General features: G+C 72.7%; 9 protein-coding genes. 6 read left to right on the top strand and 3 right to left on the bottom strand.

Features of this window, described 5'->3' with window-relative positions; all coding sequences use genetic code 11:
- Positions 1–166: 166 nt before the first annotated feature.
- On the bottom strand, positions 167–1,114 hold the full coding sequence (locus ACF1A1_RS33950; RefSeq protein ID WP_392005149.1) for a hypothetical protein: 948 nt from the start codon (positions 1,112–1,114) through the stop codon (positions 167–169).
- 328 nt (positions 1,115–1,442) lie between these two features.
- Between ACF1A1_RS33950 and ACF1A1_RS33945 the strand changes: the two genes are divergently transcribed.
- From ACF1A1_RS33945 to ACF1A1_RS33920, 6 genes are all read left to right on the top strand, one after another.
- Complete coding sequence (locus tag ACF1A1_RS33945; RefSeq protein ID WP_392005147.1) at positions 1,443–2,738, top strand: glycosyltransferase; 1,296 nt, start codon at positions 1,443–1,445, stop codon at positions 2,736–2,738.
- A 100-nt stretch (positions 2,739–2,838) separates the two neighbouring features.
- The gene (locus ACF1A1_RS33940) at positions 2,839–3,966 is read left to right on the top strand and encodes an acyltransferase family protein (RefSeq protein WP_392005145.1); all 1,128 of its coding nucleotides are present in this window, start codon (positions 2,839–2,841) and stop codon (positions 3,964–3,966) included.
- 688 nt (positions 3,967–4,654) lie between these two features.
- Positions 4,655–5,068 carry a hypothetical protein gene (locus ACF1A1_RS33935; protein ID WP_392005143.1) on the top strand — a complete coding sequence of 138 codons (414 nt, stop codon included), beginning with the start codon at positions 4,655–4,657 and terminating at the stop codon, positions 5,066–5,068.
- Positions 5,065–6,978, top strand: coding sequence for a GMC family oxidoreductase (locus ACF1A1_RS33930; protein WP_392005141.1), 1,914 nt, complete (start codon positions 5,065–5,067; stop codon positions 6,976–6,978). Before ACF1A1_RS33935 ends, ACF1A1_RS33930 begins: the two co-directional genes overlap by 4 nt.
- Positions 6,975–8,822: a peroxidase family protein gene (locus tag ACF1A1_RS33925; protein WP_392005139.1), complete on the top strand. Its 1,848-nt coding sequence runs from the start codon at positions 6,975–6,977 to the stop codon at positions 8,820–8,822. Before ACF1A1_RS33930 ends, ACF1A1_RS33925 begins: the two co-directional genes overlap by 4 nt.
- Positions 8,823–8,828: 6 nt before the next feature.
- Entirely contained in the window at positions 8,829–10,922 is a 2,094-nt protein-coding gene (locus tag ACF1A1_RS33920) for a trypsin-like serine peptidase (RefSeq protein ID WP_392005137.1), read from the top strand.
- A 39-nt stretch (positions 10,923–10,961) separates the two neighbouring features.
- Here the strand turns inward: ACF1A1_RS33920 and ACF1A1_RS33915 are convergent, their stop codons facing one another.
- Together ACF1A1_RS33915 and ACF1A1_RS33910 are read right to left on the bottom strand one after the other, a co-directional pair.
- On the bottom strand, positions 10,962–11,210 hold the full coding sequence (locus ACF1A1_RS33915; RefSeq protein WP_392005135.1) for a hypothetical protein: 249 nt from the start codon (positions 11,208–11,210) through the stop codon (positions 10,962–10,964).
- Positions 11,207–12,541, bottom strand: a complete 1,335-nt coding sequence (locus ACF1A1_RS33910) for a S8 family serine peptidase (protein WP_392005133.1) — start codon at positions 12,539–12,541, stop codon at positions 11,207–11,209. Before ACF1A1_RS33910 ends, ACF1A1_RS33915 begins: the two co-directional genes overlap by 4 nt.
- Positions 12,542–12,701: the final 160 nt, after the last annotated feature.

Raw genomic sequence — 12,701 nt, 5'->3', positions numbered from 1 at the left:
ACGTCCGACGAACCGGGCCCGGCCGGGCGGGCCGACACCCGGGGTGAGGGCGATGCCGGTGTCCGTCAGGGGCCGGCCGGGACGTCCGTCGGCGCGACGGCCCACGGCCGGCAGGCGGGCACCGGGTACTCGTCGTGACCGAACGTGCGGCGTACGAAGAGCACTGTCACGGGGTCCGTGCGGAGAGCCGGTCCACCTCGTCGGCAGCCTCCTGTGTCTCCCGCTCGGCCTGGACGACCGCTTCAGCCGCCGCCCGGCTCCGTTCCTCGGCCTCCCGTTCCGTGTCGGCGGCGCGCTGGAGTTCCTCGCGCGCCTGCCGTAGCCGCCGTTCGGCATCCGACACCCGCTGCCGGGCCTGGTCGTGGTCGCCGCGCGCCTGCCTCAGCCGCGCGTCGGCGTCGGCCCGCGCCGTGCGGCGGGCCCGCAGCCGCTGCTCGGCCTCCTTGGCCGCCGTCCTGGCCCGCGCGAGCCGTCGCTGCCGCTCACGGCGCTGCTCCGCTAGGTCGTCCTTCGGCCGGGCCGGAGGCGGTTCGGTCTTCGGCCCGGCCGGTTCGGACGATTCGGGCGGCTCGGGCGGCGCGCCGGCGGTGGCCGCCGTGCCGGTCGCGAACTGCGACGGCGGGACGAGGGCGCTCTCCAGTCGGCCGCCGGCCCACTGGTCGGCGGCGGCCGGATCGGCGAGGACCGCGTGCAGGGTCGCTTCGACCTCCTGCTGCACCGCGCCCGACAGCCGGTGCCCCGCCTCGAGGGCGATCCGCACGGCCTGCCGGGACAGCTCGGAGACCACGCGCCGGCGCTGCACCGACAGCTCCCTGACTCCGGCGCTGTCCATGCCGCCGTACGCCTCGCGCAAGGCCTGCCCCAGCTCCAGGAACCGCCGGCTCTCCCGCGGCTCGGACCGCAGCAGCAGGTTCGCCGCCCAGGCCGCCAGTGAGGGGCGGCGGGCGGCATGGATCCTGCGGGCGTCCTCCGCACGGCCGTCCGCCTTGGCCGCGGCGGCCAGTTCCTCACGGCGGGCGACGAACCGGGGCGGCGGGGTGGTGTACAGCTCGTCCAGAGCGGACTCCACGTCCTCCCCGGCCGTCTGCTGTCGGCGCACGCCCTTGCGCTGCATGGTTCCCAGGCTCCACCGCGCCGGGCGACTTCGCACATCGGACCGGGTTCGGGGCGCCCGCGCACGGGCCGCCGGCACGGAGACGACCGCCCGGCGACGGCGGACCCCGGGCCCTCGTGCCCCGCTGCGCCGGGATCCGGACAGCACGGTCCTGATCGAGACGGAATGACGGATGACGGCGTCACGCAGGAGAGGAATGACGGATAACGGATGGCGGCACGCCGTACGAGGCATGACGGGTGACGAATGCCGGGCGACGAATGCCGGATGACCGCATGACGGGACGGGACGGCACGACGACCTGGAAGACGGAAGGAGAGACGGCTCCGTGAGACGACCCCTGACGATCCTCTTCGCACCGGAGAGCGCCCACGGTCCGACGAACAACTGCGTCGGCATCGGCGACGTCCTGCGCCGCCGGGGCCACCGGGTGGTGTTCGCGGCGGAGGCGTCCTGGAAGGGCAGACTCGCCCCGCTCGGCTTCGAGGAGGACCTGGTCGACCTGGCTCCGCCGTCCGAACAGCCCCAGGACGCGGGCCGGTTCTGGAAGGACTTCGTCCGGGACACCGCCCCCGAGTTCCGGAAGCCGACGATCGAACAGCTGCGGACGTGGATCAGGCCGGTCTGGGACGAGCTGGTCTCCGGTGCCCGGTACTGCGAGCCGCAGTTGAAGGCGGTCGTCGACCGGGTCCGGCCGGACGTGATCGTCGAGGACAACGTCGTGTGCTTCCCCGCGCTGACCACGGCGGGCGTGCCCTTCGTACGGATCGTCTCCTGCAATCCACTGGAGGTGAAGGGCGAGCACGTTCCCCCGCCGTTCTCCGGGTACCCGGCCGACGACCCCACCGGCTGGGCCGAGTTCCGCGCCGAGTACGACCGGACGCACCGCGACGCGTGGGCCGACTTCGACACCTGGGTGACGCGGCAGGGCGCGCGGCCGCTGCCCGACCTGGAGTTCATCCACGAGGGGGACCTCAACCTGTACGTGTATCCGGAGATCGCCGACTACACAAAGGCGCGTCCGCTGGGCCCTGCCTGGCACCGGCTGGACTCCTCGGTCCGGGAGACGGACGAGGAGTTCGCCCTGCCCGCGGAACTGACCGGCCCGTCGGGCGGCGCGGACGGCAGCGCGCTGGTGTACTTCAGCCTCGGCTCGCTCGGCTCCGCCGACGTCGGCCTGATGCGCCGGGTCATCGCCTCGCTGGCGCGCACCCCGCACCGGTACATCGTCTCGAAAGGGCCGCTGCACGAGGAGATCGAGCTGCCGCCCACGATGTGGGGCGCGGAGTTCCTGCCGCAGACGCGGATCCTCCCGCTGGTCGACCTCGTCATCACGCACGGCGGGAACAACACGACCACCGAGTGCTTCCACTTCGGCAAGCCCATGATCCTGCTGCCGCTGTTCTGGGACCAGTACGACAACGCCCAGCGGGTGGCCGAGCTGGGCTACGGCGTCCGGCTCGACCCGTACCGGTTCACGGACGACGAACTGCACGGCGCCCTGGAGAAGTTGCTGCGGGACACCCGGCTGCGGCGCACCCTGGCCAAGGCCTCCGAGACCATCCGGGGCCGCGACGGGGTCCGTAGGGCCGCGGACCTGATCGAGCGGGCGGCGGCGGGCTGATCCCGGCCGGGACGCGGTGGGGCGGGCGCGGCCCCTGCCCGGTGTTAGCCTCTGCTCCGCCGTGCGGGACCTCGCGTGCCAGAAGTTGAAGGACCAATCTTTGCATTCCATACCGGAGACCGGTCGTGACCGGCTGCCCTCGCTGACGGGGCTGCGTTTCTGGGCGGCTCTGCTCGTCGTCCTGTACCACCTGTCCCGACAGGTCGGCGTCGTTCCGGGACTCAGCGAGACGGTCTGGTACGGCCGCAGCGGCGTGACGTTCTTCTTCGTGCTGTCGGGCGTCGTGCTCGCCTGGACGTACGACGGGGCGCGGGTGCCCACACGGGTCTTCCTGTGGCGGCGCTTCGCCCGTATCTGGCCCCTGCTCGCCGTCAGCACCGGCCTGTCGGTCGCCGTGTGGGCGGTCATGGACCGTGCCGTGTCGCTCAAGGCGGTGGCCGCGACCCTGCTGCTGGCGCACGCCTGGTTCCCGCAGCCGGTCATGTTCACGGGAGGCAACCCGGCGGCCTGGTCGCTCAGTGACGAGGCCTGGTTCTACCTGACCTTCCCCGCGCTGCTGGCGCTGCTCGCGGGCCGCCGCGCCCGGGTCTGGGCGTGGACGGCGCTCGCCGTCACCTGCGCCGCCCTCGTGCTGTGGCCGGCCCTGTCCGGTCTGCCGCCCACCACCCGCAACTGGGCTCTGGACTACCTGCCGCCGACCCGCTCGCTGCAGTTCGTGCTGGGCGTGGTGGCCGGGCTCGCCCTCAAGCGCGGCTGGCGGCCTCCCCTGCCCCTGCCGGTGGCGACCGGACTCGCCGTCGGCTGGCACCTGCTGCTCATCCCCTGGTCGAACGCGGTACCGGACGCCCTCTGGTACAGCCCCTACAACGCCTCACAGTGGCTGTCGGCGCCACTCTTCGCCGCGCTGATCTGCGCCGCCGCCCGCGCCGACCTCGACGGCCGGCGCACCGGGCTGGGCGGGCCGTGGATGATCCGGCTCGGGCACTGGTCGTTCGCCTGGTACCTCCTCCACGAGATCGTGATCCGAGCGGCCGTGTTCGAGTGGGGCAAGCCCGCCCCGGGCAGCGAGACCCTCCTGTTCTGGGCGGGTGTCCTGGTGGTGAGCCTGGGCGCCGCGGCCCTGGCCTACCACTGCGTGGAGCACCCTGCCGAGCGCTGGCTGCGTGGTCGTGTCGGCCGTCCCTCCGCTGCCGCCGTCCGGCCGCCCGCCGGCGTGACGGGGCGATGAGCCGCCGCTGACGCAGGCCGGCGCCTTGTCGTACGCCGACCGACCGGCGCCCGCCGCTGCGGCATGCCGGTGCGCGACGACCGCGACCGGCACGGGGCCCGGTGCGCCGGCCGGCCGTGCCCGTCGGCGCGTGGGGCCGTGGTGCTGCGTCCGCCCGGTCCCGGCCCCCGCCGTGGAGCCCGGCACCGGCGGGCGCATCCGGGTCGGCTCCTGCTGGTCAAGGAGACCGGGGCGACGACTGCCCGACGGTGGAGCGCGTCGGCACGGCGGAGCGCGTCGGCACATCGGAGCGCGTCGGCACGGCGGAGCGCGTCGGCACATCGGAGCGCGTCGGCACGGCGGTCGGCTACCCGCCCGACATCACGGCGCAGGGCCCGGTCGGCTCAACATTCGGCTGGATGGTCCGCGGCGACAACGGCGGCGACCGGGCCGCCGTGGACCTCACACCGGGCCCGCGGGGACGTACCGGTCACATCCTCACGCTCAACCACGAGGCGACCATCGGCGCCGACCGGCTCGCCCGCTTCCTCACCGGCGACCGGGTTCTCGAGGTGCAGCAGGGAAGTTGTTCCCATAACCTGGTGGTTGGAGTGCTTCCAGGGGGGTTTCGTGAGCTTCGTCTCCCTTGTCGGGAGGTTCGGCAGGAGTTCCCGTCGCCGCACACTTCACTCCACCTTCAGGAGACACGATGGCCAGGCACCGTGCCGTCACCCGCCCCGCGTCGCTCTACGCGCTCGCCGGAATCCGCATCTTCAACGGGGCCACCGGACTGCTCGCCCCGGACATGCTCATCCGGCGTCTCGATCCCGAGCGTGAACCGCTCAGTCCGGCGGCCGTCTACGCCTTCCGGCTCTTCGGGATCCGTACGATCCTGCTCGGCCTCGACCTGCTGACCAACCGCGACGAGCGGCTGAGGGAGGACCTGCGCGAGGGCCTGCTGATCCACGGCAGTGACACGGCGACGGCGGCCATGCTCGGCCTGCGCGGCCGGCTCCCCCCGCGCACCGCCGTGCTGACCACGCTGATCTCGGCCACCAACACCGCCCTGGCCGCGGCCGCCGGTGTCTCGCTCGACAACTCCCCCAAGGGGAAGCGCAAGTGACGGCGGAGCCCGGTACCGCTCCCCCGGCCGAGACGGGTTTCGACTACGTCGTCGTCGGTGCCGGTGCGGGAGGCGGGCCGCTGGCGGCCAACCTCGCCGCCGCGGGCCGGCGCACCCTGCTGCTCGACGCGGGTGGTGCCACCGAGAACGACAACTACCTGGTTCCCGCCTTCCACCCGGACGCCTCCGAGGACCCCGTCCAGTGCTGGAACTACTTCGTACGACACTACGCCGACGAGCGGCAGCACCGCCGCGACAGCAAGCTCGTCCCCGACCGGGGCATCCTCTACCCGCGCGCCGGGACGGTGGGCGGCTGTACCGCGCACCACGCGTTGATCACCGTCTACCCGTACAACCGGGACTGGGACGCGATCGCGGAGGAGACCGGCGACACGACGTGGCACAGCACGGCCATGCGCCGCTACTTCGAGCGGCTGGAGCGCTGTACGTACCGGCCGCGGCCCAAGGAGCCGCCCGCCAACCCGTTGCTGGCCGCGCTGCTGAAGGCCCTGCCCCTCACGGCCGCCCGGTACCGCAACGACGCGCGGCACGGGTTCGACGGCTGGCTGCCGACCGCGCTCGCCGACCCCGAACTGGTCGTGCAGGACAAGCAGTTGCTGAAGGTCATCCTGTCCGCCGCGGAGGACGCGCTCGCCGACCTCCTCGACCGGCCGCTGTCCCCGCTGGAGGGGTTCGGCGCCTTCGTCGATCCCAACGACTGGCGGGTGCAGACACGGGCTCTGCAAGGGCTGTGGCAGATCCCGCTGTCCACGGCGAACGGCCGGCGCAGCGCCGTACGCGAGCGCGTGCAGGCGGTCCAGCGAAGTCATCCGGGCACCCTGGTGGTCCGTACGCACGCCCTGGCGGCCCGGGTCGTGCTGGACGGGAGCGGAGCGGCGGTCGGCGTCGACTACCTGGACGGGGCGCACGCCTACCGGGCCGATCCGGCGAGCGGGCAGGCCACCGGGCCGCCCGTGCCGCGCAGGGTGCTGGCCTCCCGTGAGGTGATCCTGGCCGCGGGGGCCTTCAACACGCCCCAGTTGCTGATGCTGTCGGGCATCGGACCGCGTGCGGAGCTGCAACGGCACGGCATCCCCGTACGGGTCGACCTCCAGGGCGTGGGCGCCCACCTCCAGGACCGGTACGAGGTCGGTGTGGTCAGCCGGATGGACCGCGAGTTCCCGGTCGTCCGGGACTGCGACTTCCACGCGCCGCGGCCGGGCGCGGAACCGGACCGCTGTTACCGGGCCTGGCGGCGCGGTGAGGGCCTGTACACGACCAACGGTGCCGTCGTCGGCGTCACCCGCAAGTCCCGCCCGTCGCTCGACGCTCCCGACCTGTTCATCTTCGGCGGCCCCTTCGACTTCCGGGGCTACTACCCCGGCTACTCGCAGGACCTGACACGCCATCGGGACCGCTTCACCTGGGCCATCCTCAAGAGCCGTACGCACAACACCGGGGGCCGGGTGCGGCTGCGCTCCGCCGACCCCCGTGACACCCCGCTGGTGAACTTCCACTACTTCGCCGAGGGCACGGACAAGGACGACGTCGACCTCGAGGCGATGGCCGACGCCGTGGAGTTCGTGCGCGGGATGAACCGCAGGGCCGGCTCCGCGATCCTCGAGGAGCTGTGGCCCGGTGAGGAGGTCCACGGCCACGAGAACCTCCGCCGTTTCGTGCAGGACGAGGCCTGGGGCCACCACGCGTCCTGCACCTGCCGCATGGGGCGGGCGGACGATCCCTCGGCCGTCGTCGACAGCGACTTCCGGGTGCGCGGGGTGGACCGCCTGCGGATCGTCGACGCCTCGGTCTTTCCCCGCATTCCCGGATTCTTCGTCGCCACCCCCATTTACATGATCAGTGAGAAGGCGAGCGACGTGATCCTCTCTGCCCAAGGAGCATCGCGATGAGCAAGCAACGACGCGCCGCGCCGAGTTCCCCGGCCGGATACCGTACGTCACTGCCCTGGCGGATCGTCACCGCCGTCGCCCAGTGGGCGGACCGGCGTATCGGCTGGGACAGACTGCCCGTCGTCCCGGGGCTGCTGACGCTGCTCGGACTGCGCATCAGGCTGCGCCAGAAGAACCTCCACGACACCGGCCGCCTGCCGTCGGCCGGTCTGCCCGAGCCCGCGCCCCCTTCCGAGAGCCACAAGGTCAACCGGACCGCCGACGGCAGCCACAACGACCTCACCGAACCGCGGATGGGCATGGCGGGCACCCGCTTCGGGCGGAACATCCCGCTGGACCGGATCGCTCCGGCCACCCCCGAGGAGGTGCTGTCCCGGCCGAACCCGCGCGAGGTGAGCCGCGCCCTGCTCACCCGTGACGAGCTCATCCCGGCCGAATCGGTCAACTCCCTGGTCACCGCCTGGCTCCAGTTCATGGTCCGCGACTGGTTCAGCCACGGGACCAGCCCCACGGAACAGCCGTGGGAGGTACCCCTCATGGACGACGATCCATGGCCGGAACATCCCATGCGGATCATGCGGACACCGGACGACCCGACCCGCGACCCGCAGGCACCCGCCGGGACGCCCGACACACGCGTCAACGTGTCCTCCCACTGGTGGGACGCCTCCCAGATCTACGGGACGAACGAGACCGAGCAGCGCCAGATGCGCACCGGTGAGCTGGGCAAACTGCACCTGTGGGACGACGAGCAGTCCCCGGTCCCCTCGGACCCCTCCCGGGACCCCTCCCGCATCCCCGGCTTCTGGCTCGGCCTCGCCATGATGCACGACCTGTTCGCGCGGGAGCACAACGCGATCTGCGACCACCTGCACGGCGCGTACCCGTCCTGGGGCGACGAGGAGCTGTTCCAGCGGGCCCGGCTCGTCAACGCCGCGCTCCTCGCCAAGATCCACACCGTGGAGTGGACCCCGGCCGTGATCAGCCACCCCACCACCGTCAAGGCGCTGCGCGCCAACTGGTGGGGCATCGCGGGCGAACGCGTCCACAACCTCTTCGGCCGGATCAGCGACAGCGAGGTGATCAGCGGCATCCCCGGCGGCGCGACGGACCACTACGGCGTCCCGTACGCCCTCACCGAGGAGTTCGTGGCCGTCTACCGGATGCATCCGCTCGTCCGCGACGAGTGGCACCTGCGCTCCTTCGCCGACGACGGGACGCTGCGCCACTGCTCCCTGCGTGACATCTCGGGCCCCGGGGCGCTGAAGGTCCTGGAGACCACCGACATGGCCGATCTGCTCTACAGCTTCGGCACGCTCCACCCCGGACTGGTCACCCTGCACAACTTCCCCCGGTTCCTCCAGGAGTTCGAGCGTCCGGACGGGCATCTGCAGGACCTCGCCGCCACCGACATCCTGCGCTCCCGGGAGCTGGGCGTCCCCCGCTACAACGAGTTCCGGCGGCTGCTGCGGCTGAAGCCCGCGAAGAACTTCCTGGAACTGACGGAGAACCGGGCGTGGGCCGAGCAGATCGAGCAGCTCTACGAGGGCGACATCGAGAAGGTCGACCTCATGGTCGGGCTGTTCGCGGAGAAGCTGCCGGCCGGATTCGCCTTCAGCGACACGGCGTTCCGCATCTTCATCCTGATGGCCTCGCGCCGGCTCAACAGCGACCGCTTCTTCACCGAGTACTACACCCCCGAGGTGTACTCCAAGGCCGGTATGGCGTGGATCGACGACAACAGCATGATCACCGTGCTGCTGCGCCACCACCCGGAGCTGCGCACGGCCCTCGCCGGTCTGTCGAACGCCTTCGTGCCGTGGCGCACCGCGGAGGGACGGTGACGTGACATGGCTACGACGGAGAGGTCCCGCGACGAGCGGGAGCGCCAGCTCGCGGCGGCCGCCGAGCGGTACGGCGAGACCAGCGACGAGCGGCGGGCGGTCGAGCGGCAGCGGGACGCCGGGGTCACCTTCCCGGACTCGCAGGAGGCGCTCGCGGCGCGCGCGGCCCGTCTGCTCGACCGGCACGCGGTGCCGGCCGCCATGGTGGTGGAGGCCGTCCGTGCCGAACCGCTGAGCGCGCCGGCCGCGTACGAGCGCATCCTCGGGGCGTCCAAGGAGTTGCAGGCCTGGAGCTTCCTGCCGCGCGGCGCCCGGGCGGCGCGTACCGTGGCCCGGATCTCGGTGCGGGAGAACGGCCGCGAACTGCCGATCGGCACCGGCTTCCTGGTGTCGCCGAACCTGCTGCTGACCAACCACCACGTGCTCACCGACGCGGAGGCCGCCCGGCAGTGCTTCGTGGAGTTCGAGGCCCAGGTGTCCGTGGACAACGTGCCGCAGGCGCCGACGCGGCTGGAGTTCGATCCCGACGGGTTCTTCGTGGCGGACGAGCGCCTGGACTTCGCCCTGGTGCGGGTCGCCCCCGGCCCGGACGGGCGGCCTCCGGGGGACACGTTCGGCTGGAACCGGCTCAGCGCCCAGACGGGAAAGCTGGTGATCGGCGAGCCGGTCAACGTCATCGGTCACCCGATGGGGCGGCTGAAGGAGATCGCCGTACGCGACAACGTCGCCCTGGTGCGCCTCGACGACTTCGTCCACTACCGGACGGACACCGAGCCGGGCAACTCGGGTTCCCCGGTCTTCAACGACCAGTGGGAGGTCGTCGCGCTCCATCACAGCGGTGTGCCGCGGACCGACGACCAGGGCCGCGTCCTGCGCCGCGACGGACGGGTCTGGCAGCACGGTGACGGCGACGACGCCATCGACTGGGTGGCCAACGAGGGCGTACGCGTCAGCTCCCTCCTGAAGCACCTCGCCGCCCTGCCGCTCACCTCCCGCGAGCGTCTGCTGCTGGCCGAGATGGGCCCGGAGGCCCAGTTGGGCCTCGCGGAGGCCGCCGTGGCACCGGGGCCGGCCCCGGCTTCCCTCCTAAGTCCGGTGGTGGCGGCCCCGGCCACCGTCGTCAGTCCGGTGGCGGCCCCGGCTCCCGCCGCCGCGCCGCGCCCGGCCGCCGAGGCGGCGGCGGCGCGTGCGGGGCTGCGCGCCCGGGACGGCGCGTTCGGCGGCCACCGGCACCTGGTGTTCCTGCACGGCCGCTCCCAGGAGGGCAAGGACCCGGAGCGCCTGCGCCGCGAATGGGCGGCCGGACTCAATCAGGGGCTCGTGCGCGCGGGGCTCCCCACGGTCGACCCGGCGGACGTGTGGTTCCCGTACTACGGCGACACCCTGGTGCGGTCCCTCGCCGAGCACGAGGCCGTCCCCCGCGTCGTCGAGGCTCCGACCGCCACGGCGGCGGAGGTGGTCGCGCCCGTCACTCCCTCCGCCCGTGCGGTGTACGAGGAGATCGTCGGCGAGGCGGCCACCAAGTGGAACATGCCGCACGAGAGGCAGCTGGCCACCGAACGGATCGGCCTGAGCGGCGTGGTGGGGGCGCTGCAACGGCAGTTGAGCTGGCTGGCCGCCCGGAGCGATCTCGACGCGTGGGCCATCGCCCTGGTCCTGCGTGACGTGGCCGCGTACCTCGACGACCGACGCGTCCGGGACGAGGTCCTGGACCGCGTGCTGGAGACGATGCCGGAGGCGGGGGAGGTGGTCCTCGTCGGTCACAGCCTCGGCTCGGTCGTCGGCATGGACCTCATCACGCGCCTGTCCCCCGGTGTGCAGTTCGTCCACCTGACCACGGCGGGGAGCCCGCTCGGCCTGGACAGCGTGTACAGCAGACTCCTGGTCGGCGGGCCCAAGCGTCCGGACAAGGTGGCGGACTGGCTCAACGCCTGGTGCCCGACCGATGCGGTGGCCATCGGGTGCCCGCTCGGCGACGACTGGGCGGACGGGCCGACCGACCTCGCCGTCCTCAACGCCCGTGACCGGGCCCACCACATCGTGGAGTACCTCGCCCACGCCGAGGTGGCCCGGTCGATCGGCGGGCGCCTCGGCGGCTGAGCCGGACCGGGGTGTCCACCGGAAGGAGGATCGGCGAGGTCACTGGATCGGGGAATCGGGCGGGGGCAGCCGGACGGTGCGCTCCCGATCGACCGCTTCGACGCCGTCGACGGCCCGCAGGACCGGTATCCGGTCCTCCGCGACGGTGCCGGAGAGCGTACCGAGGACCTGCTGCTCGCCCGTGACCGTCAACCCGGCCCGCCGCAGCGCCTCGACCACTTCCGCGAACCGGTCGGGGTCGACCGCGAGGATGACCCCGACCGGCTCGGACCGGGACGACCCGCTCACGGAGCCTGGAGCAGACCCGAGCCCACGTCGCTGGTGGGCTGCGGCAGCGGGAACGCACTGGACAGCAGAGCGGCCTTCAGGTCGGCCGCGGAGGCGTTGGGGTTCGCCTGGGCCAGCAGGGCGAGGACACCCGCGACGTGCGGCGTGGCCATGCTGGTGCCCATCTTCGTGTCGTACCCGCCGCCGGGGACGGCCGAGCGCACGGCGACGCCCGGCGCGGCGATGTCGACCTCGCCGCCCTGGCCGTTGATGCCACGGCAGGAGAAGAACGCCGTCGTCAGCGCCTTGTCGAGGGCGCCCACGGCGAGGATGGAGGGGCAGTTGGCGGGGCGGCCGACGGGCATGATGACCCTGGGACGCCGGCTCTCGTTGCCCGCCGCGGCGACGATCACCGTGCCCCGCTCGAGCGCACGCCGGGCCAGGATCTCGTACGTCTGCGGGAAGAGCTCACCCGGCTGGACCGGGGCGCCGAGCGACATGGAGATCACCCGTGCGCCCCGCGAGACCGCCCAGGCCATGCCCGCCAGGATCTGGCCGTCGGTGCCAGTGCCGCTGTTGTCGAGCACCTTCCCGGCGAGTATGCGGGCCTCGGGTGCCACACCGTAGCGGGGCCCGTGCTGGGGCTGGGCCGGCCCGGCGGCGGTGCCGATGCAGTGCGTGCCGTGGCCGAAGGTGTCCTCCACGGTCTCGCCGAGCACGAAGGACATCGTCTCCTCCAGGCACCCGACGAGGTCCGGGTGGTCGGTGTCCACGCCCGTGTCGAGGACGGCGATCTTCACTCCGCGGCCGGTCATGCCGGAGAGGTTGGCCCTGATCGCCTGGAGGCCCCAGGTCGTGTGCTGTTCGTCCCAGGCCGGGCCCAGGACCGCGGCGGCTTCGGCCCTGCTCTGGCGGGCGACCACTTCCTCGTCGCTGCGGTAGGCCGGGAAGAACTCGGTCGGGGCCTGCTGGGGGGCGGTGATCGGCGAGGCGTAGACCAGGCGCTCCGGCTCCGCCGCGATGATCGAGGGTTCCGTCTCCGCCGTGGTCACGAGAGCGTGGCGCTGCTCGGGGCGTACCTCGACGACGGCGGCGGCGAGTTCCTCGAAGAGCACGGACACGTCGGGGCGCTGGAGGAGTTCGGCCACGTTGGTGATCTCGGTTCCGCGGACGCGTTCGACGGTCGATATGCCGGCGGCGGAGCGCAGTGCGTTCAGTCCGCTCTCCTGGTTGTTCATGTCGAACAGGACGACATACCGCCCGGTGTACTCCGTGCCGTGGCCCGTGACGTGGCCGTTGGGTCGGTCGGGGTGCTCGCCGAAGGCACGTCTGTCCATGGGTGCGTTCGCCATCTGGGTTTCCCGCTTTCTGTGTACGTCCCCCGGTTGGTGGACCCGCGCCGGCGCGGCGGGGGCAGGCGCCCGGACTGCGGGCGCGCGGCTCGGCCGTGTGCCGGTGCGTCGGGCCGACGTCCGCGCGGCTGTCCCGCGGGCGTCGGCGTTTCCCCCGGTC

It is taken from the genome of Streptomyces sp. NPDC014995, assembly GCF_043080745.1.
GTDB lineage: Bacteria > Actinomycetota > Actinomycetes > Streptomycetales > Streptomycetaceae > Streptomyces.
Note: the sequence above shows the minus strand (reverse complement) of the source record. Positions and strands in the feature narration are given on the sequence as shown.